This is a genomic window from Paenibacillus athensensis, assembly GCF_004514475.2.
GTDB lineage: Bacteria > Bacillota > Bacilli > Paenibacillales > NBRC-103111 > Paenibacillus_AL > Paenibacillus_AL athensensis.
In genome coordinates, this window is the sequence record NZ_MYFO02000012.1 from 139,832 (window position 1) to 160,421 (window position 20,590).

Below are 20,590 nucleotides of genomic sequence, written 5' to 3' on the forward strand. Positions count from 1 at the left end.
TGTGGCGGCACGCGTTTCTCATGAAGAGTTGGAGCGGCAGCCTTGCACAAATTGTAGTTTGCCTCATTTTGCTGATTGTGTCGATCGGCGCGGAGGACTTGCTTCCGCTTGCAGCAGCGGCGGATGCGCCGCCGGCCAGCCCTGGCGGCTTGCACGGTCAGCAGCGGGACGAGGGGTTCGAGCTGGTCTGGACAGCAAGCAGCGAAAGCGACCTGGCCGGTTATCGCGTATATCGCAGCGAGGACGGCATTAATTTTTTCTCCCTGAATTCAGCTTTGCTTACGCAAACAAGCTACATCGATACCGGACTGGAACGCGAACAGACGTATGAGTACCGGGTCAGCGCCGTTAATAGCGGCGGTTATGAATCGCTGCTTAGTTTGCCGCTTTCCACGGCAATGGCGGCTTTTGTATCCGAGCAAAATATGATGGAAAACGGTCATTTTGACAGCGGCTGGAGCGGCTGGTCGACCGGTTTTTATGAATTGTACAACGATGCGACGCCGTGGAGCCGGGCGCAGCTCACCCTGGACAGCGACGGCTACGGCGGCGCCATTCACAATGCGGGTCACACCTATACAGGCAAGGGCCAAGCGGCCCAAATAACGGCGGCGGGAGCGGGCAAGCGCACACGCACCACGCTGTATCAGCGCAAGCTGGAGGTGACGCCAAATGGCGAGCCGGTGCAGCTCAGCTTTGCCTGGAAAAAAACGTGCAATTGTCTGGTGGACAGCTTGAGCAAGCAAGCGCTGCGGGCGGAGCTTGCCCGTCCTGACGGCACTTGGGTGCGCGTATGGGAAGACAGCACGGTTGGCAGTATGAGCGACTATGCGCTGGTTGAAAATTTGGATTTGACATCCTATGTGACACAAGCCGGCACTTACGATATCCGTTTTGTGGCCGAGCTGTGGACGGCGGATGCCGACACGACGGCAGTGAATGCCGTGAATGTGGATGAGGTTTATCTGGATTTGCCGCGCGGGCCGCAGGCACCGCGTCAGGTGCGCGTCGAGGTGCCAAATGAAGGCGCAGGCTTGCGCCTGAGCTGGACAGCCGGCAGCGGAGCTGCGCCGGATGGCTACAATGTGTATCGCAGTACGCAGGAGACGGGACCTTTTACGAAGCTCAACGCTGCTCCTGTTACGGAAACAAGGTATACCGATACGGGATTAAATAACGGACGCACGTATTACTACGTGATCCGGGCCGTCGGCTCTGGAGTCGAATCGGCAGGAACACGCGCCGTACGCGGCGTGCCGGCGGTTATTGATCCGCTGCGTCATCCGCACCACTCTTATACGGAAAACACAGATGCCTGCTCCACTTGTCACGTGTCGCACAAAGGTTACGGCACGACGATTTTGAAAAAGGCGAGCCAAAGTCAGCTTTGTCTCACGTGCCATGACGGTACAGGCAGTACATATAACGTCAGCGGTCAATTTACGTCAGCGGACGTCTCGTTTCATCCGGTCGTCGGCACCGCTGCGGCTCCGACCGGCAGCATGGATTGCAGCAGCTGCCACAATCCTCATGCGGCCAACGGCGCGCGGTCGCTGGCGCCGGATGTGTCCGGCAGCCTTGCTCATGTGGCTGGAGTTGAGCCGCAATATGACGGGCAGCCGTTTACAGAGCCGATTGGCTTTGCCGTCAAATCGGCGGTGCGCACGCAAAACGAGCTGTGTCTGAGCTGCCATTCGGGCAATCCCGATAAAGCGGTAGCGACGGCGGCAACGTCAACGGCCAAGGAATTCAATCCGGCCAACGTCTCCGGTCATATTGCCTTCTCGGCCTCCAGCGGCTTTGGCGCGTATGTCAACGGCTGGACAGCGACCGGAGTTACGGCGTGCGCCGATTGTCACGGAGCGGCGTCTGCGGGCAGCGCAGCAATGGGCGTACACGGCTCGACGAACGCCCATTTGCTCAAGCTGCCGTACAGTGCGGCGACGCGGGCGGATACAGACGCGAACGCGTTGTGCTTTACCTGTCACGACCGCAGCTCGTACGGTGGCAATCCCGGCAAGGACGCCTCGTACATGTCGGTGGGGCAAACCCGCTTCCAGCGGCGTACGGGCGAAGCGACTGTCGGCGTACCGCAGACGGGCGAGAACCTGCACAATTATTGGAACGCTGCGCTGAACAAGGGCCATCTGGGCGTAGCGTGCGCGCAATGCCATTCGGCAGTGCCGCATGGCACGGGCCGGCTGCCGGCGATGCTCGTCGATTTGAGCGATCCGGCCCCTTATCAGACTTATAGTACCGATACGAATCTGACGATTTTTTATCCGGCCGACGGCGACTGGACGAACAAAAACTCCTGTGCGACCCCCGGCTCGGGCTGCCATTTGAACGTACCGTAACGGATGCGGAAGCCTGTATGGGCCGCACTGAATGAAAGGAATAGCTTGGCTTAATTTGGATGCAAGGGAGGGATTAACATGAAGCGAAAGGTCGTGCTTCCGCTGGTGCTGCTGCTTGTGGCACTAACTGCCTCCGGGCTGTTTGGCCCGGACGAACGCGTCGTGGCGGAAACAGGAATCGGCAGCACAGTGAGCGAGCCGGGTGACGCAGGAGCAGCGCCGGGCGGAGCGGAGGCGACGCCGGGAGGCGCAGCGGCGGGAGCAGACGCGGAAGCGGGCGGCCAAGCGGAAGCAGGCAGCGCGGCGAGCGAGTCGGGCGACGCAGGAGCAGCGCCGGACGGAGCGGAGGCGACGCCGGGAGGCGCAGCGGCGGGAGCAGACGCGGAAGCGGGCGGCCGAGCGGATGCAGGCAGCGCGGCGAGCGAGTCGGGCGACGCAGGAGCAGCGCCGGGCGGAGCGGAGGCGACGCCGGGAGGCGCAGCGGCGGGAGCAGACGCGGAAGCGGGCGGCCAAGCGGAAGCAGGCAGCGCGGCGAGCGAGTCGGGCGACGCAGGAGTAGCGCCGGGCGGAGCGGAGGCGACGCCGGGAGGCGTAGCGGCGGGAGCAGACGCGGAAGCGGGCGGCCGAGCGGAAGCGGGCAGCCAAGCGGAAGCGGGCAGCGCGGTGAGCGAGTCGGGCGACGCAGGAGCAGCGCCTGGCGGAGCGGAGGTGACGCCGGAAGACGCAGCGGCCGCGGCCGGAATTATTGAGCCGCTCGACGGCGCAACCTCTTCCGCAGCCGGCAATGAGCCCGACAGTGCGGCGATTATCGCTGCATCGGGACCGGCCGGACCGCTGAAAGGACCTTATGGCGGCGTAAGCCCAATGATGAGGGTTTATGCGGCCGGGGCTGTGCCTGACGAAGCGGCGCCGCTTGAAGGCTTGAATGAGGCGGCGACGCCGGCGCCCGGAGCGTTGCAAAAGAGCGGGATTGAGGTCCGCTATCAGTGGCGTCCGTCCGCTTCAATGTTGGTCTCGCAAGTGCAGTTCTACAGCTCGGCGCCGGGCAGAGCCATTGTGCGCTTGTATCTGACCGATCCGGCGACCGGTCGACCTGGCCAAATACTGGCGCAAAGCGGGTTCGACTCGCAGGCGGAGGGCTGGCAAGGAGGCGTTTTTGGCCAAGCGGCCGCTGTGGAAGCGGGCGGGACGTATTGGATCAGCTATGCGCACGAAAAAGAAATTACGAATTACCTGACCCTGGACCGCCGGCGCGATAAAGTATCGTTTTATTGGAACGAGCTGGCATTCGGCGAATTGGCAGAACGCGGCGACGCCCCGGCTGCTCCCGAGCTAATCGGACTGCAAGCCAACGGCGCGCAGGTGAAGCTGGAATGGAGCGCATCGGCCGACAAGGCTGGTGATAGCGCAGCAATCGGCGGAGCAAATGACAGCGTAGCGGCAGGAGCTATACACTACGAGGTATTCCGTAACGGAGTGCTGCTTGGGACTACGTCGATGCTCTATGCCATCGACGATCTCGGCCCGAGCGCGCAAGCCGCCGTGTACACGTACACGGTGCGCGCCGTAAGGGCCGGGCAGCGGTCCGCGTTCAGCAACGCGCTGACCGCTGCCCTCCCGGCTGCGGCTCCGCAGGCCGCAGCGCAGCCCCTCGGCACGCCGGCCAGCGTGCCGGAGGAAGCGGGCGCGCAAGCGCCGCAGTCGCCACAAGAGCCCGGCGACCCGGCGGCGAGCGCGCCCCCAAGCGAGGCCGCTGCCCCGCCCGCAGCGGCCCAATCCGCCGGCGCGCCAGCCGACGCGCCGGATGACGGCGGGGCCGCAGCGCCATCGGCAGCGGACCCGCCCCCCGGCGCACCGCAGAACGCGCCGGTTACGGAGGCCGCCACGCCGCAGGCGGCGGCCCCAGCCGCGGGCGCGCCGCTAATCGGGCGCGCGCCAGCGCCGCCGTTGCCGGTGCGGCAGGCGAGCCTGCATCGTCGGTAACGCGCCCTAAGGGCGTGCGGCGCCGACGATCTCTACACGCCGCACACGGCGGCGCTATTTTGCCAACGTTTGGAGAATAACGATGAGAACATGGGTCCAATACGGCATTTTGCTAATGCTTGTGGCTTTATTTGTATACACCGGCGTGCGCTTTGTGCAGCGTACGGATACGGTTCAGGTCGGCGAAGCCGCTCCCGCCTTTCAACTGGAGACGATTGCCGGCGGAACCGTCAGTCTGGAGCAGTACAAGGGCCAGCCGGTCGTGCTGAACTTTTTTACGACCTGGTGCGGGCCGTGCGTCGAGGAGCTGCCGGAGTTGAAAAAATTTCACGCGCGCTACGGCGACCGCTACCCGCTGCTCGTTGTGGACCGCCGGGAGCCCAAGGAGCGGGTGACGGCGTTTGCCGCTAGCAACCAGGCGCCCCTGCATTTTCTGCTTGATTACCGCGATGACGTAAGCAAATCTTATGGTATCAAGGGCCAGCCGGAAACGATGATCGTCGATGCCCAAGGCGTCGTGCGGCGCTACATTATCGGCGGTTTGACAGCCGAAGAATTGGCCCGCGAGGTTCAAGCGAGCACAGCAGCTACTACTCCGTAAGGTCGTGAAGAACATGTGGAAAAAATACGCCGGACTCGTCCCGGCTTTGCTCCTGCTGCTGCAGGCGGCACTGGCGCTGACGCCGGCAACAGCCGCTGCTGCCGATACGCAGCCGCTCAAGCTCAGTCAGCTGGAGGTGCAGGTGATGCCCGAATTTGTCGCTCCCGAGGATTGGCCGGCCGAAAAGCCTTGCCTTTTGACAGGCATTTACGGGCTGCTCGTCAACACGGGGACGGCAGCCTATGACGGCGAAATCGCCGTACCTGTGCAGGCATCCCCTGATTTGAGCATTCATCTGGTCGCCGAGCTGAGCGAATCGCAGGACCCGACGACGCAGCTCGCTTACGAGCTGAAGGACAACAAGGTTGTTTGGAAGCCAGCCAAAGCGTTGGAGCCAGGCCAAAGCTACAGCTTCGTCGTGGAGTATTACAGCAATCCGTTTACGCTCAAGGAGAAGGAGCACGCCTTTGAATTTGAGCTGCAAGCGGCCTATGACACCGATGAAGCCCAGCTGTTCGTATTCAAACCGGCCGATACAATCGGCTTTGAGCTGTCGGCGCAAGGCGAAGCTTCCTTTACGAGCGAGCTTGGACAAGAAGTGTATCCGTTCAAGCTTGGCGCGCTCCGCAGCGGTCAAGCGTCGAAGCTGTCGGTGAAATATTTGAAGGACAATATGGAAACCGTGCTGGCCAAGCATACGCGTCAGGCGCAGCAGGATCAGGAAGCGGCCGCAAGCGGCGGCCAGACCGGGCAAGCGGCCGGGACAGCCGCTGGGGCGGGAACCGCAGTCGTCGATACGGGCCCGCTCGGCACGACGGACGCAGCGGCCGGCAAGCCCGACGCTTCGAAGGACTCGTGGATTATTGGCGGCGCAATCATCATTTTCGGCTTGTTTGTCTTTTTGGGCTTGCGCAGCTATCGCGCGCCGCTGGCAGCGCGGACGACGGCTGCTCAAGAGGCCGAAGCTCAGACGCAAAGCGCCAAAAGGCGCGAGCAAATCAACGCCCTGCGCCGCAAGCTGCTGGCCGATGAGTTAAACGAGGAAGCCTACAAAGCCGCACGAAAAAAATGGGGCTAACCGCCGGGAGCGTGTACGTTGATGAAGAAAAATAAAAAAATACTATTCGCCGTCATTCCGCTCGTTGTGGTCATTGCGCTGCTGATTGCCGCCAACACGACGAACTCTTCCTCGCAGGAAGTGACGCTGGACAAGGTGATTGCGGCTCCCGACAAATACAAGGAAAAGCTGATCACCGTTCAGGGCGATTTGCAGGAAAGCACCGTGAATTGGGACGCAACCAGCACGCTGCTGCGTTTTCAGATCAAACAGGATGACCGGACCATCGATGTGGAGTACAAGGGCGTCAAGCCCGATACGTTCAGCGACGGGACCATTGTGATGGCCGACGGCGTCTACGACGCCGGGCGCGGAATGCTGGTCGCCGAGCGGCTGCGCACGCGTTGCCCGTCCAAATACGAGTCGCTGGACAAGGAAGCGAACAAGGAAGCTTACGAGAAGCAGCATATGAAGAAAGAGTAGGTTTACCCCTGATGGAGATGCTCGGAAAAGCGTTATTTTACGCCGCATGGGCGCTGGCCGTTTATTCGTTTGCCGCGCTTGCATTCGGCGCCTGGCGCAGCAAGCCGCAGCTTGTGCAAAGCGGCTTTCGCGGCTTGACCGCGTTGTTTGGACTCGTGCTCGTCATCGCCGGAATGATCTGGTATTTGCTTGGCACGAGCGATTTTCGCTTCGAGTTCGTCGTCAATTACACGACGCGCGATTTGCAGCTGCCTTACAAGCTGGCCGCCTTTTGGGCCGGCAACGCCGGCTCGCTGACGCTGTGGCTGCTCATTCTATGCGCGTACGCGATGCTGGTGCAGTACGCCCGCTCGCTGCGCGGCAATCCAATGGTTCCCATCGTGATGGCGATTTTGGCCTTGAACATGATTTTCTTTCTCACTTTGCTCGGCTTTGTCGATTCGCCATTTCAGGTATTGGATGTCGTGCCCAAGGAAGGGCGCGGTCTCAATCCGCAGCTGCAAAACCCGGCGATGCTCATTCACCCAGTCATGCTGTACCACGGCTATGTCGGCATGGTCGTGCCGTTCGCTTTTGGCATCGCAGCCCTGATCCTCAAGCGCGCCGACGGCTTCTGGATCAAAGCGACCCGCCGCTGGACGATGATCGCTTGGCTGTTTTTGACCGCAGGCAACGTGCTGGGCGGGGCTTGGGCTTACGTGGAATTGGGCTGGGGCGGCTATTGGGCGTGGGACCCGGTCGAAAACGCTTCGTTCATGCCTTGGCTGACCGCAACCGCCTTCCTGCATTCGGCGATGATTCAGGAGCGCAAGGATATGCTCAAGGTTTGGAACATTTCGTTGATTATTGTGACGTACGGCTTGACGTTGTTCGGTACGTTTCTTGTGCGCAGCGGCGTCCTGACGAGCGTTCACGCCTTCGGCGACTCCGATTTGGGCATGTATTTCCTCGTTTTTATCGGCATCATGACGATTGGCGCGGTTTACGTGCTGTTCAAGCGTTATTCGCTGCTGACCCAAGGCGGAGAATTTCGCTCCTTTCTTTCGAAGGAAAGCAGCTTTTTGTTCAATAATTTGTTGCTGGTCGGCGCGACCTTCGCCGTTTTCTGGGGCACGGTGTTCCCGCTCGTATCCGAAGCGGTGCGCGGAACGACGGTTACCGTTGGCGAGCCGTATTACAACCACGTCGTCGCTCCGATGCTGCTCGGCGTGTTGTTTCTGATGGGTATCGGCCCGCTGATCGCGTGGCAGCGCTCGTCGCTGGCCCATTTGCGGCAAAACTTTTTGCTGCCGTTTCTGTTGGCCAATGGCGTCGCGCTTGTCTTTTATCTCATGGATATGCGGAACAACTGGGCACTTTTGACCTCGGGCGTGCTCGTATTCGTCGTCATGACGCATTATATCGATTTTGCCCGCGGCGTGCGGGCGCGGATGCAGATGACACGGGAGTCGTTTGTTGTGTCGATGTACAGGCTGGTCGTGCGCAACCGCAGACGGTACGGCGGCTATCTGGTGCATATGGGCATTGTCATGATCGCCGTCGGTATCGTCGGCTCGCAGCAGTTCGCGAAGGAAAAGCTGGAGACGTTAAAGCCCGGGCAGCAAATTACCGTCGGACCGTACGTGCTGACCTACCAGCAGGTGAAGCAAAAGAAAGTCAACGCCAACGACGTTGTTTACGCCGATCTGTCCGTTCATAAAGCCGGGGGCGGCACAGACACGATTGAACCCGAAAAAGTGTTCTACCCGACGTTCGAGAAGCCGTCTACCGAAGTGGCAATTCTCAGCAGCTTTGAAAACGACTTGTACGTCGTGCTCAATTCTTGGGAAGAAGACGGCCGCGCGACCTTTATGATCAAGGTCATTCCGTTGCAAATCTGGGTATGGATCGGCGCTGTCGTCGTGCTGGCGGGCGGACTGCTGGCAATTTGGGGCGGTCGCTTTGGTCAAAAGGTGCCCAAATATATAGAAGGAGTCGGCGCATGAAACAACAAGCCTATTTCTGGTTACGTTTGCTCGGCATGGCGTTCGCGCTGATCGTGCCGGTCACCGCCTCGCAGGCGGCCAATCCCGGCTCCGAGGACATCCAGCGCATGTGTCTGTTATTTGTGTGCAATTGCAACTGCGGCACGCAAATCAACCCGTGCGACGAATCGCAATGCCCAACCGCCAAAGCGTTTCGCAGTGAAATCGAGCAGATGCTGCGCGATGGCAAGACGAAGGAGCAAATTCGCGACTACTACGTCGCTCAATTCGGAGAAAGCATCTTGCGCGCACCGCTGAAAACAGGCTTCAGCCTCACCGCATGGACGCTGCCCTTTGCCGGGCTGGCGCTTGGCGGAGCAGGCGTATGGCTGCTGATTCGCCGCCGCATCGCCAAAGGCTCCTTGCAGCTTGCCGCTGCGGGCGAAGCGCTCGCAGGCGCGTCTGCCACGGTCAATACCGTCGATAGCGAGCTGTACGCAGAGATGGTGGAACGCGAGCGGCGCACATATTTGTAAAAAGGAGACACGATCCCATGCAAACGGTTTTGCTGGGCCTGGCGATCTTTGCCGTCGTCATGCTGATGGTTGCCCGGCCGCTATGGACCAGGAATCCGGCGGCTGCGCCCGGAATAGCTGCGGCGGCTTCCGTTGCCGAGCAGCAGCGCGTCGAGGCAATGATGACGCTGAATGAGCTGGAATACGATTATCGCATGAACAAGCTGTCGGCCGACGATTATGAAAAATTGGCCGCTCCTTACCGCAAGCTGGCGGCGGCTTCGCTGGAACAAGCGGCTTCAACGAGCAAGCTGACCCAAGCAGTTGAAGCAGGTCCGACGACCGGGCTTGCCACAGCGTTTGAAGCACAAGTCCGGACAATAGCCGAAGCAGGAGCGCAGAACGAAGCGGCAGACGGACTGTCCTCCGGCAGCGACGAAGCGCAACGCAAGCGGCTGGAGGAGCAAATTGAACTGGAGCTGCAGAAAAAAATGAAGGAACGGAACCGGCCATGAACACTTTGCGTTTCCATAGGCTCCACCTGTATCTGCTGGCGCTGCTTGCCTTGCCGGCGCTGCTGCTGGTGCTGCCCGCGCCGCTGGCGCTGGCCAATGACGGCATCGTCTTCGAGAGCGAAACCGTCGTCGTCCACCCCGACGATAAAGGCATCAGCGTGCATACGATTTTGCATGCCGTGAATGCGGGCGCAAGCCCGCAGCAAGCAGTGTGGGAGCTGCCGGAGGGAGCGAGCGAGCTGCAAATTCTCGTCGGCGAATCCGACGTGATCAACGTCGGCGGCAAAAAGCTCCAGCGCAAGGAAGCGCTGTCCGGCGGCGGCGATTTCACCATCGTCTACCGCTACCGCTATCCGTATCCGGCCGGCAGCAAGCGCTTTGCGCTTCCGCTGTCGTATCCGGCCCAGACGCTGCAAATTTTGCTGCCTGCAGACAATCAGCAGTACGAGCTGGCCGCCGACGGCTTGAGCAAAACCGGCCCGACGGATTTTCAGGGAACCTCATATTTCTTCTATCGCGCTGGCTCGCTGCAAGCGGGCGTCTATGGCATCGACGTAAGAAGCGCCGCCGGCACGGTGCATGTGCCGCCCTTTCACAGCAAAAAGCTGATCGAGCTGTGGCAAAACAGCGTGCTGCGCTCGGTCAATCCGCATCTGCTCGCGGCGATTGTCGCCGTCGTGATCGGCATTGGCGTATATTTGGGCTACGACGCCTTTCGCAAGCGCAAGGGCGCAGCCGAATGGACGCCGGATGCCGAGGAGCAGCGTTTTCTCGATCTGTATCGGCAAAAGCAGATTTTGTTCGAAAAACTGGCCGCGCTCCAGCAGCGAATCGATGAAGAGGGAGCCGACGACGGCGAGCTCGTCCGGCTCAAGGCAGGCTACAAGGAAAAAATCGTCGACGTGCAGATGGAGTTAAACAAGCTGATATCTTAGGGAGGGCGGCCGATGGTACGCTTGGACAACGTTTCAAAGCGCTGGGGCTACCGCACAATTCTCAGCGGCATTTCGCTGCAAATCCGCGCCGGAGAATGCGTTTCTGTGCTGGGGCCCAACGGCGCGGGCAAAAGCACGCTGCTCAAGCTGATCGCCCGGCTCGTCGCTCCGACGGAAGGGCGCATCGAGCTGTTTGGCGAACCGCTGGCCGAGGCCGAGGCAAGCCTGCGCGGGCGAATCGGCTATTTATTTCACCAAAGCTCGTTTTACCCGCACTTGAGCGCGGCGGAAAATTTACGCATTGTCTGCCGTTGGTATGGCATCGCCGATAGCGGTCGAGTGATCGCGGAAGCGCTGGCGCAGGTGGGCCTGCGGCTGGCCAAGGACGAGAAGGTGCAAATTTTCTCCCGGGGAATGGTTCAGCGGCTGGCGATTGCCCGCGTGTTACTCATCGACCCGGAGCTGCTGCTGCTCGACGAGCCGCATACGGGGCTTGATCAGGAGGGCGTGCGCTGGCTGAACGGCTTGATCCGCGAACGCGCTGCCGCCGGTACGGCTGTGCTGATGGTCAGCCACGATCTTGCCCAGGTGAAGGAGCTGTCCGACCGCGTGCTATGGCTCTCGCAAGGCAAATTGACCAGAGACATCTCGCGCAAGCAGATGGAGGAGCTGGAGTTTCAAAGGCAGGTATCTTACGTGTGAACAATTCGAAAAAACACACCGCTCCCAATGGCGTCATATCGGTGCTATACAAGGAGTGGTTGGCCGAATCCCGGTCCAAACAAGTCGTCGTCTCCATGACCGTCTTCGCGCTCTTGATCATCGTCGTGTTCAGCTTTGCCTTTGACCCGGCCAATCATGTGATGCGCAACGTATTTCCCGGCATTATCTGGGTGATGATCGTCTTTGCGGCCATTCTCGGCCTCAATCGGGCATTTGTGGGGGAACAGCTTAATGACGGCCTGACCGGCATGCTGATGGCTCCCTTCGAATGGAGCGCAATCTATATCGGCAAGTGCCTGTTCCATTTTGCGCTGCTCATCCTGACGAATGTGCTGACCGTACCGCTGCTGTTCCTGCTGTTTGATTTTCGCTGGGAGGGCTCGGCTGTGCTCCTGGCGCTCGTCATTGTGCTTGGCTCATTGGGGCTGGTTGTCGTGGGGGTGTTATTGGCCGCTGTCGCCGCCAACGGCAAGGGCAGCGAGCTGCTGCTGCCCGTACTGCTGCTGCCACTGCTCACGCCGCTGCTGATTGCGGCGGTCAAAGCGACGACCATCGTGCTGGCGGGCGGGGGCTGGAGCGACTGCGCACTGTGGCTGGAGCTTTTACTGGCCTATAATATCGTATTTGGCTTTGCCGGCTGGCTTTTATTCGATTACATCATGGAGGGATAATGTATGGGGACCACAACCGAGCGGACGCTCGGCATTCTGGCGCTGATCAGCATGATCGCCGCTTTGTACCTCGGGCTGATTTATGCTCCGGTCGAGAGCAAAATGGGCATCGTGCAAAAGATTTTTTACGTGCATGTCGGTTCGGCATGGTCGGCGTTTTTCGCCTTTTTTATCGTATTTGTATTCAGCGTCGCTTTCTTGATCAGCAAAAAACAGACGCATGACCACATCGCCAACATCTCCGCCGAAGTCGGCTTTCTGTTTACGACGATGGTGCTCATTACCGGACCGATTTGGGGCCGTTCCTCCTGGAACGCCTGGTGGTCGTGGGAGCCGCGGCTGACGACGACACTGATCCTGTGGTTCATCTTTCTGGGCTATTTCATGATCCGCCGCATGGACGGATTGTGGGAGAAAAAAGCGCGTCTCGCCGCCGTATTCGGCATCATCGGCTTCATCGACGTGCCGATTGTGTTCATGTCGATCCGCTGGTGGGAAACCAAGCAGCACCCGATCGTCTTCGGCAGCGGCCCGAGCCAAAAAGGCGGCGGTGTCGAGCCGGAAATGCTCGTTGCTTTGCTGGCCATGCTGCTTGCTTTTACGCTGCTGTATTTCTTTATGCTCTACAGAGGCATCGTCATTGCCAAGCTGCAACAGGAAACCAATCGTTTGAAGGAAGCGTTGCGCGAGCTTGCCTAAGGGACAGGAGGGAAAGGGAGCATCAATAGCAGAAGGACTCTCCCTCGCAGCGCCGCAGAAAGGAGGAAGCCGCATGAATTATGTATTTGCCGCGTACAGCGTCGTCTTTATTTTGATTTTTATTTACACGGCTCTGCAATCACGCCGAATCGGCGTTTTAAAGCAGCAGGTTGAGCAGCTGGCCGAGCTGGAGCAGGATTTGCGCAGCCAGAAGCAACGCGCGTGAAAGCAGTGGATGCGCAAGCAGTGGTATGTGAAAGTTGAGCATGTGAAAGCGGCACACGTAAAAGCAGCACACATAAAAACAGCCCATATGCCACACAGCCGCAGACTGGCCGGGTTACTCGCATAATGAAGCAGTCAAAATTTTTTTCTTTTCTTATTGAGAACGATTATCGTTATCGAACGAGCGATTGACGCTGTGTATAATCCCACTTCATATAATAAAGGAGCAATTTACGATGGCAAAAGTAATCATGGTTTATGCAAGCAGCACAGGCAACACGAAAAAAATCGCCAAGCTGATTGGCAAAGCACTGGAGCAGGCGGGCGTCGATTTGACCGTGCGCGAGCTGCCGCAAGCGACGCCAAGCGAGCTGGAGCAGTATGACGGCATCATTTTGGGTTCGTATACGTATGGCGACGGCGATCTGGCTGACGAGTTCCTCGATTACTATGAGGATATGGACGGCTTGGACCTTACCGGCAAAATCGCTGCGGTATTTGGCTCCGGCGACACCTCGTACGACAACTTCTGCGGCGCAGTCGATACGCTTTCGGCCAAGCTGACCGAACTGGGCGCAATCATCATCCAGGAGGATTTGAAAATCGAGTTGGGCCCGGACGATGAAGAAGTGTGCCTGCAATTTGGTCGCGAGTTTGCCGAATCGTTGTTTGAAGTTTTTCAAGAAGCGTGATCCATTCAGCGCTCCCTGCCGTAATGACGGTATGGGAGTTTTTTTGTGGACAAAAGCAGGTGGAAACGGCTGTTTCCAGCGGTTTGACGGGTGCAAAATCGTCGTTTGTCCATTGGGATTGGACAATTTGCTTAATTTGTCTTTTAAATAGTGGACATTGCATAAATGGGCTTAAAAATATCGCCGGCAACTATGTCTTTTTTGAGTGGACATTTAGCTGGTTTATTGGTGGGTATGTCCGTTCTCAGAGGACGGTTTTAGCTGAAAAATAGAGCTTGCCCGTGGAAGCCTATATCCCCCTTTGTCCACCATTTGAAAAACATTTTGGCGTTTTTGTCCACTGGGAATGGACGAACGGAGGTAATAGCCTCAGAAACGGGAATTTCCTGACCATTTTCAGCTCAAAAAACGGAAAAACTTTCTGTCGCCAGCCGCCGACCCGAGGTTGCGTGTTGCCGTGGAGCCGGTGCCAAGGAGTGGCCGTGGGGTTGGTGTGAAGGAGTGGCCGTGGGGTTGGTGCCAAGGAGCGGTGGTGAAGCTGGTGCGGAGGAGTGGCCGTGGAGCCGGTGCGAAGGGGTAGCCGTGGGGTCGATGCGAAGGGGTAGCCGTGGGGTCGGAGAAGGAGCGGGGGTGAAGCAGTAGCCGTGCAGCCGGGACGACGGAGTGGCCCCTGCGCACGGCTGGAGGTGCAAACGAACGGGCACTTGAGGCGGGCAATCCGCTCCGTGGCCCGAAGGCCTGAAGCTTGGGCTTTTCGTCGAACGGCTGCGGTATCGCTGTGGTATACTGGAGAGGGTTTCCATTTACTCGCTGCGCTTGGAGCTGGACAGGGGGATTTGAGGTTGACGGATATGCCGGTTGTATTTTGTTATTCGGGGCAAGGATCGCAATTTTATCGAATGGGTCTGCCTTTGTTTGAGGAGGAGCCGGTGTTCCGGCGGTCGATGCTGGAGATGGACGAGCATGTGAAGGCCCGCTTGGGCGTGTCGGTGGTGGATGCGCTTTATCGGCATGCGCCGCCCGCGACGGCAAGCGGCTCGTTTACGCAAACGCTGGTGACGCATCCGGCGATTTTTATGGTGCAGCGGGCGATGACCGAGCTTTTGGCGGCCAAGGGCGTGCGGCCCGACGCGGTGCTCGGCATGAGCCTTGGCGAATTCGCCGCGGCGGCAGCCGCAGGCGCGCTGAGCGTCGAGCACGCGCTCGACGCTGTGCTGCTGCAGGCGGAGCTGCTGGAGGACGGCTGCCCCGAAGGGGGCATGATGGCCGTCCTCGGCGCACCGCGCCTGCTGGAGACGCTGCCGGAGCTGGCCGGCAGCGTCACGCTTGTCAGCGTCAACGCGCCCGAGCACTTCGTGCTCGCGGGCGACCGCCCGACGCTGGAGCGTTTGCGCGCGCGCCTGCGCGAGCTGCGCGTTCCCGCGCAGCTCCTGCCGGTATCGCGCGCGTTTCATTCGGCGGCGATCGATGGCATCGCCGCCCGATTTGCCGCGGCCGCCGCAGCTCTGTCGGCGGCGGCCGCGCCGCGCGTGCCGCTGCTTTCGTGCGCCGAAGGCGGCGCGGCAGCGGCTTTTGCTCCCGGACCGCACCTGTGGCGGGCGGTCCGGGAGCCGATACGCCTGCGCGAGACGGTGCAGGCGCAGGCGGCGCAGCAGCGTTGCCTGTTCGTCGACCTCGGTCCCTCGGGGACGGTCGCGGCGCTGCTGCGCCTGATGCTGGCTCCGGGCTGCGGCTCGCGGAGCCAGCTGACGATGGACATGCTCGGCCGTGACCGCAAGCATGTCGACCAGCTTTTGCAAACCATGATCCATGAGGGGGAAAAGAAATGAATCCGCAAATTTCCGATGAATTTATGCGTCAAATGCTCACTCAAACCAAGGCGTACACGCTCGTAATTTTGAAGGCGACCGCGGAGTCGCACGCAATAGAAGGTGCCGACCGGATTCGCTGGGAGCACGGCCGCAACAATTTTCGTTTGCGGGAGGAGGGCATATTGGCAATTGTTTGCCCGGTGACCGATGGCGGGGAAGTGAGCGGAGTGGGGATTTTCAATGCTCCGCCCGAAGAAGTCAAGCGGATTATGGATGCCGATCCGGGCGTTCAGGCTGGCATGTTCACGTATGAGGTGCATGCATGCCGCAGCTTCCCAGGGGACCGCTTGCCCGAGTAGGATATTGCGGCATGGCCGGCGCCGGGAAGCGCCATGATGGATACAGGCAAGCTTTTCGCCATGTTTTCATCCACAGGCGGTCTTAGGCGTCAATCGATCCGACTGTGACCGCGCCCCGTCGACGGTTTCAGCCGGAGTATCCATCCGGGATCAAACCGACCTATCCAAGCCCCGGCCCCCGGTCGGTCCATTCAGAAAAAAAGCCGCCAGCTCCTCCAGTCGGATCAGCTTAACGTCCGTTGGCCACTCCGGGGCAGTCGCGCACACAGCGAGCCTGTACGGCCCGGGCAATGCGTATTGCCGGAACGCATACGGCAGTTGCTTCCCGCCGCAGCTGACGGAAATAGGCTCAGGTCCGGCGAGACGGAACGAAAATGAGGTCAGCGGAATCGACAAGCCTTGACCAACGGCTTTGATATAGCTTTCTTTTAACGTCCAGATGTCAAAAAAACGTTCCGTCCACCCGTCAGCCGCGCTGTTCACATACGCTTGCTCCTCGGGGCTAAAATAATGCTCGGCTATTTCGGCCTCTATCGGCTGAATTTGCTCGACGTCAATGCCGACCGGCCTGCTGTGCGTGGCCAGCACGACCCAGTCGCCGGCGTGCGACAGGTTGAAGTGCCCTGGAGCGGGCGCAGGCAGCGCGGGCTTGCCGTAGCCGTTTTTGATCCATTGCTGGCGAAGCGGATCGATGCCCCAGCGCAAAGCCAGCTGACGGCGGGCCAGCAGCTCGGCGGCGAGCGAGCGTTCGCGGTCGGCGCGGCGCATAAACCGCAGAACAGCCTGCGCTTTGGCAGGTGGAATGACGTTCAGCAGGCGGGTGAACAAGCCTTCGTCCATGCCCGCGGCCAGCGAAACAGCGGCAATTTCAATCATCATGCTCCTCCATTCCATCAATTGCCAAGCCCGGTGCGGGTTTTCAACATCCAAAAGCGTTGGCGAAAAAGTCAAAAGCAGGTATAGTTATAGCTAAGCTCCCGAACGGGCAGCCTCCTCATCAATATAAGGGAAGAAGGTAAGCCCATGCCGATTTATCAAAAATTGCTCAAAAACCTTCTCTGGAATTACATATTCGGCTCTACAGTGGCCGTGCTCGGTGTAGGCAGCATCATTACCTTTAATACGCTGGAGGTGAGCGGAAGGGAAGTATGGCTGCTTTCCTTTTTGCTGTTCAGCTCGCTCGTCATGATGATTTCATTGGAATCCTTCGTCTTTTTCCGCGATCTCAAGCCGATCCGCACGCTGTTTCAAGATGAGCGGCCGCAGCCGGAGACGCTGCGCCGGGCTTATTTTCAGACACACCGCTTTCCGACGCTTGCCGTCAAGCGAACGCTGGGGCCGCATCTGCTGGGTTTATCTGTTCCGGCCATTATCCAGATGGTGGTGTACATCTATTGCGGTTGGGTCGATTTACCCTACTATTATATCGGCATCGCCGGCGTTGGCGCGCTTTTGGTGGCGAGCATGCACGCCCTCATCGAGTTCTTTTTGACCAATCAGGCGATTCGCCCGGTGCTGATCCATATTCGCCAGGTCGCGTTCGAGCTGCACGGCGAGGATTTGTCGCTGGACGGGCGGGTGCTCGTTTCCATTCAGCGCAAATTTCAGCTCAGCGCTTTTCTGATCGGCACGTTTCCGCTATTTTTGTTCAGTCTGGCGACACAAATTCGGCTAGGCGGTCTGGAGGGCGGCGCCGACTACTGGAAATGGGCAGCGATTATTCTCGTCCTTGGCATCGCCTTTGCCTCGCTGGGCGCCTGGCTGCTGTCACGCGACATTCAAGATCCGATCCGCAAGCTGTACCAGTCGATGGGAGCTGTGCAAAACGGCGATTTCAACACGCGGGCAGCCGACATTTATTCCGATGAATTTTCCCGGCTCATTGCCGGCTTTAATCATATGGTCAGCGGGCTGAAATCGCGCGAGCGGATGAACGATCAGCTGCTGCAAAGCTATTTCCGCACGCTGGCGGCAGCGCTCGACGCGCGCGACCCCTATACGGCCGGTCACTCCGAGCGGGTGGCGGCTTATTCGGTACGCATCGGCCGGCTGGCGCAGCTGGCCGATGCGGAGATGGATATTTTGCACAAATCGGCCCTGCTGCACGATATCGGCAAAATCGGCGTGCGCGACGATGTCTTGCTCAAGGAAGGCCGCTTGACCGACGAGGAGTTTGCGATGATCAAGCTGCATCCCGTGCTGGGTGAGACGATTCTCAGACAGATCGAACCGGCCGAGGCGATGGCCGAGCTGCTGCCCGGCGTGCGTTCGCACCATGAGCGTTATGACGGACGGGGCTATCCCGACGGGCTGGCTGGTAAGGATATCCCGCTTCTCGGAAGAATTATCGCGATTGCCGATGCCTACGATGCGATGACCTCGGACCGTCCGTATCGCAAGGGAATGGCGGTCGAGCGGGCGCTGAATATTCTGGATGAAGGCAGAGGCACGCAATGGGACCCGGTGCTTACCGAGCTGTTCGTTACTTTCATGCGCCATCAATCCCCTGCCGAAGAGGATAGTGAGGTCACAACATGGGCAATCAGCTAGAGCTGTTGATCGAGCAGCAGCGCCTCCGGGTTCGCGATGGCATTTCTGTCGCTTACCGCATTGACCGTCTCAAAAAGCTGCGCCAACGCATCGCCGCTTTCCGTCCGGCCATCATCGCCGCCCTGCGCGCCGATTTGCAAAAGCCCGAGCAGGAAGCCTACGTCAGCGAGATCGTGCCGCTGTTAACCGAGCTTGGCCATGCCATCCGCAAGCTGGCTTCGTGGGCGAAGCCGCGCCGGGTGCGTACTCCGTCCTATTTGCCCGGTGGCTCGAGCCGGATTTATTACGAGCCCTATGGTGCGGTGCTGATATTGTCGCCGTGGAACTATCCGTTCACGCTGTCGCTGTGGCCGTTGATTGGCGCTGTGGCTGCCGGCAACGCCGTCATCCTCAAGCCCTCGGAGCTGGCTCCGGCTTCTTCCGCGCTGCTGCGCGAGCTGGTGGCCGACGTTTTTGAGCCCGGGCATGTGTGCGTCATTGAAGGCGATGGGGAAACCGGCGCGGAGCTGCTGCGTCATCATTTCGATTATATCTTTTTCACAGGCAGCGCCTCAACCGGCAAAAAAGTGCTGGCGGCTGCGTCGGATTTCCTGACTCCGGTTACGCTGGAGCTGGGCGGCAAAAGCCCCTGTCTTGTTCACGAGGACGCCTGTCTGAAAACAGCCGCCAAGCGGATTGTATGGGGCAAATTCATGAACGCCGGACAAACGTGCGTCGCGCCTGACTACGTGCTCGTTCATCGCAGCGTACATCAAGCGCTGGTCGCCGAGCTGAAGCGGGAAATCGCCGAACAATACGGGGCAGGAGCGCATCGCTCGGGAACCACCGCGCGCATTATCAACCGCCGGCATATGGAACGGCTGCTGGGTTACCTGAACGATGGGCGGATTTTGGCCGGAGGCGGCTATGACGCCGGTGGGCTGCGGCTGGAACCGACGTTGCTTGAGCCCGGACATCTGGGCGTCGGCGTGATGCAGGACGAAATTTTCGGCCCGATTTTGCCGATCTGGGCCTATGACGATGTAGGCGAAGCCAAGCGGATTGTAGCCACGCTTTCGTACAGAGCGCTGGCGCTGTATGTGTTCACGCAGTCGCGGCGTCTGCAGCGCGAGCTGCTGCAAACGGTCCCCTTCGGCGGTGGCTGCATTAACGATACGGTGGCGCACACCTCGTCGGTATATTTGCCGTTCGGCGGCACCGGCACAAGCGGCATGGGCAGCTATCGCGGACGGCAAAGCTTTCTGACCTTTTCCCACAGCAAAAGCGTTCTACGCCAGCCCGTGCTGCTCGACAATCCGTTGCGCTACCGGCCGGTCAAAACATGGGTTGACCGCTTCTGGCGCTTCCTCTAGCCGTTGCGCGGGGACGGATGTTTGGGTACATACGGTTATTATGAAAGGAGCTTACAAAATGCCTCGTTTATCTTTTCGAGGAATCACTGTTGAACAGCTATGTGCGGTCAGCGAGCCGCTGGTTGCCGAATTGGCCGCCATTTGCGAGTGCGGGACGGACAATTTTACACTGGAATGTATTCAAGCGGTTGCTGTAAGTGAAGGAAAGACGGTTGCTGCTTTCCCGTTCGTCGAGGTGGGCTGGTTCGAGCGCGGAGCGTCTGTCCGTCAGCGCTTTGCCAACGCCGTATTCCGGCATGTAAAGGGAACAGGCGTCGCCGATATGGAAGTGGCTTTCGTCACCTACCGGCCATCGGCCTATTACATGGATGAAGACCAGCCTTGCGGAGAGGAAAACTGAGCAACGGCTTCTGCGACGCGGGCGATTTTCGAAATGCGCTTCCGCTCGAACGGCGGCTGTCAGAACCCGGCAAGGCGCAGCCAGGCTGGGCGCCGCTGCTGTATTTTTAAGCAAATGGTAGGAGGCGCTTGGATGTGAAAAACGGGTTCTACTTGTATGTATCGCTTTTGTTGATTGTTGTGTTGTACGGCATGCTGGAATTTACGGCGATTGAATTTTATGTGTACGGGGACGGAGAAAGGCTGCCGCGGGAGCTGTCATTCGCAGGCAAGCTTTGTGTCGGAGTAATTCCGTTGGTATTTTTTGGCATGCTCATTCCGGTATACGGCCTGTTCAGAAAATTTTCCCTCAGACAAACGGTGTATGCCTTTATTTTCTCTTTTTGCATGGTGGAGGTTTGGACGATTTTGTCATTTCGATGGGTGTAGGGTGCAGACAGATGAAAAAGTATTGGAGTTGTCAACAAAAGTGCAGTTTGAAAACACACTCATAGAGAAATCTCGTTTCTACGCTGCCATTGACAGCATTCTTTCGCGATAAATGGCGGGGGGCCAGCCACCTGGATTAGAGGTATAGATCCGTCGCCTGTTGTAGTAGACCATAATATATCGGAAGATGATCGATTTCATCGCGGCCATCGGATAGCGCTCCGTGCGGATCTTGTACAGCTTCTCTTTCTTTAGCGTAGCAAAAAAGCT

General features: G+C 59.1%; 22 protein-coding genes. 20 read left to right on the plus strand and 2 right to left on the minus strand.

Annotated elements, in window-relative coordinates; genetic code table 11:
• The first annotated feature begins 20 nt into the window (after window positions 1-20).
• The 16 genes from B5M42_RS19765 to B5M42_RS19840 all read left to right on the plus strand — a co-directional run bounded on the left by B5M42_RS19765 (window position 21) and on the right by B5M42_RS19840 (window position 15,590).
• Complete coding sequence (locus B5M42_RS19765; RefSeq protein WP_134752887.1) at window positions 21-2,357, plus strand: cytochrome c3 family protein; 2,337 nt, start codon at window positions 21-23, stop codon at window positions 2,355-2,357.
• Window positions 2,358-2,435: 78 nt separating this feature from the next.
• Entirely contained in the window at window positions 2,436-4,340 is a 1,905-nt protein-coding gene (locus tag B5M42_RS19770) for a DUF4082 domain-containing protein (RefSeq protein ID WP_230633035.1), read from the plus strand.
• A gap of 82 nt (window positions 4,341-4,422) precedes the next feature.
• On the plus strand, window positions 4,423-4,941 hold the full coding sequence (locus B5M42_RS19775; RefSeq protein ID WP_134752890.1) for a TlpA family protein disulfide reductase: 519 nt from the start codon (window positions 4,423-4,425) through the stop codon (window positions 4,939-4,941).
• Between the two features lie 13 nt (window positions 4,942-4,954).
• On the plus strand, window positions 4,955-6,019 hold the full coding sequence (locus B5M42_RS19780) for a hypothetical protein (RefSeq protein WP_134752892.1): 1,065 nt from the start codon (window positions 4,955-4,957) through the stop codon (window positions 6,017-6,019).
• A gap of 21 nt (window positions 6,020-6,040) precedes the next feature.
• Window positions 6,041-6,481 (plus strand): cytochrome c maturation protein CcmE, encoded by a 441-nt coding sequence (locus tag B5M42_RS19785; protein WP_134752894.1) that lies wholly within the window; start codon window positions 6,041-6,043, stop codon window positions 6,479-6,481.
• Window positions 6,482-6,492: 11 nt separating this feature from the next.
• Complete coding sequence (locus B5M42_RS19790) at window positions 6,493-8,466, plus strand: heme lyase CcmF/NrfE family subunit (RefSeq protein ID WP_134752896.1); 1,974 nt, start codon at window positions 6,493-6,495, stop codon at window positions 8,464-8,466.
• Window positions 8,463-8,981 (plus strand): cytochrome c-type biogenesis protein, encoded by a 519-nt coding sequence (locus B5M42_RS19795; RefSeq protein ID WP_167689907.1) that lies wholly within the window; start codon window positions 8,463-8,465, stop codon window positions 8,979-8,981. The genes B5M42_RS19790 and B5M42_RS19795 overlap by 4 nt, the downstream gene beginning before the upstream one ends.
• A 17-nt stretch (window positions 8,982-8,998) precedes the next feature.
• Window positions 8,999-9,475, plus strand: coding sequence for a hypothetical protein (locus B5M42_RS19800; RefSeq protein WP_134752900.1), 477 nt, complete (start codon window positions 8,999-9,001; stop codon window positions 9,473-9,475).
• Window positions 9,472-10,410, plus strand: coding sequence for a hypothetical protein (locus B5M42_RS19805; RefSeq protein WP_134752902.1), 939 nt, complete (start codon window positions 9,472-9,474; stop codon window positions 10,408-10,410). Before B5M42_RS19800 ends, B5M42_RS19805 begins: the two co-directional genes overlap by 4 nt.
• Window positions 10,411-10,422: 12 nt before the next feature.
• Window positions 10,423-11,112 carry a heme ABC exporter ATP-binding protein CcmA gene (gene ccmA, locus B5M42_RS19810; protein WP_134752904.1) on the plus strand — a complete coding sequence of 230 codons (690 nt, stop codon included), beginning with the start codon at window positions 10,423-10,425 and terminating at the stop codon, window positions 11,110-11,112.
• Entirely contained in the window at window positions 11,109-11,804 is a 696-nt protein-coding gene (locus B5M42_RS19815; RefSeq protein WP_167689909.1) for a heme exporter protein CcmB, read from the plus strand. The genes ccmA and B5M42_RS19815 overlap by 4 nt, the downstream gene beginning before the upstream one ends.
• 3 nt (window positions 11,805-11,807) lie before the next feature.
• Window positions 11,808-12,503 carry a cytochrome c biogenesis protein gene (locus tag B5M42_RS19820; protein ID WP_134752908.1) on the plus strand — a complete coding sequence of 232 codons (696 nt, stop codon included), beginning with the start codon at window positions 11,808-11,810 and terminating at the stop codon, window positions 12,501-12,503.
• A 73-nt stretch (window positions 12,504-12,576) separates the two neighbouring features.
• Window positions 12,577-12,729, plus strand: coding sequence for a CcmD family protein (locus B5M42_RS19825; RefSeq protein WP_134752911.1), 153 nt, complete (start codon window positions 12,577-12,579; stop codon window positions 12,727-12,729).
• A gap of 235 nt (window positions 12,730-12,964) precedes the next feature.
• Window positions 12,965-13,420: a flavodoxin gene (locus B5M42_RS19830; protein WP_134752913.1), complete on the plus strand. Its 456-nt coding sequence runs from the start codon at window positions 12,965-12,967 to the stop codon at window positions 13,418-13,420.
• Between the two features lie 851 nt (window positions 13,421-14,271).
• Window positions 14,272-15,249, plus strand: a complete 978-nt coding sequence (locus B5M42_RS19835) for an acyltransferase domain-containing protein (RefSeq protein WP_230633041.1) — start codon at window positions 14,272-14,274, stop codon at window positions 15,247-15,249.
• Window positions 15,246-15,590, plus strand: coding sequence for a YciI family protein (locus tag B5M42_RS19840; protein WP_134752917.1), 345 nt, complete (start codon window positions 15,246-15,248; stop codon window positions 15,588-15,590). Before B5M42_RS19835 ends, B5M42_RS19840 begins: the two co-directional genes overlap by 4 nt.
• Window positions 15,591-15,740: 150 nt before the next feature.
• Here the strand turns inward: B5M42_RS19840 and B5M42_RS19845 are convergent, their stop codons facing one another.
• Window positions 15,741-16,469: a 4'-phosphopantetheinyl transferase family protein gene (locus B5M42_RS19845; protein WP_167689912.1), complete on the minus strand. Its 729-nt coding sequence runs from the start codon at window positions 16,467-16,469 to the stop codon at window positions 15,741-15,743.
• A 144-nt stretch (window positions 16,470-16,613) separates the two neighbouring features.
• On the opposite strand from B5M42_RS19845, the gene B5M42_RS19850 reads away from it, so the two are divergent.
• From B5M42_RS19850 to B5M42_RS19865, 4 genes are all read left to right on the plus strand, one after another.
• On the plus strand, window positions 16,614-18,140 hold the full coding sequence (locus tag B5M42_RS19850; protein ID WP_134752921.1) for an HD-GYP domain-containing protein: 1,527 nt from the start codon (window positions 16,614-16,616) through the stop codon (window positions 18,138-18,140).
• On the plus strand, window positions 18,125-19,492 hold the full coding sequence (locus B5M42_RS19855; protein WP_134752923.1) for an aldehyde dehydrogenase family protein: 1,368 nt from the start codon (window positions 18,125-18,127) through the stop codon (window positions 19,490-19,492). The genes B5M42_RS19850 and B5M42_RS19855 overlap by 16 nt, the downstream gene beginning before the upstream one ends.
• Before the next feature lie 58 nt (window positions 19,493-19,550).
• The gene (locus B5M42_RS19860) at window positions 19,551-19,892 is read left to right on the plus strand and encodes a DUF1904 family protein (protein ID WP_134752925.1); all 342 of its coding nucleotides are present in this window, start codon (window positions 19,551-19,553) and stop codon (window positions 19,890-19,892) included.
• 134 nt (window positions 19,893-20,026) lie between these two features.
• On the plus strand, window positions 20,027-20,320 hold the full coding sequence (locus B5M42_RS19865) for a hypothetical protein (protein ID WP_134752927.1): 294 nt from the start codon (window positions 20,027-20,029) through the stop codon (window positions 20,318-20,320).
• A 78-nt stretch (window positions 20,321-20,398) separates the two neighbouring features.
• Here B5M42_RS19865 and B5M42_RS19870 read toward each other — a convergent pair.
• Window positions 20,399-20,590: IS3 family transposase (locus B5M42_RS19870; RefSeq protein WP_230632848.1), on the minus strand; the 192-nt coding region annotated here is incomplete at its 5' end.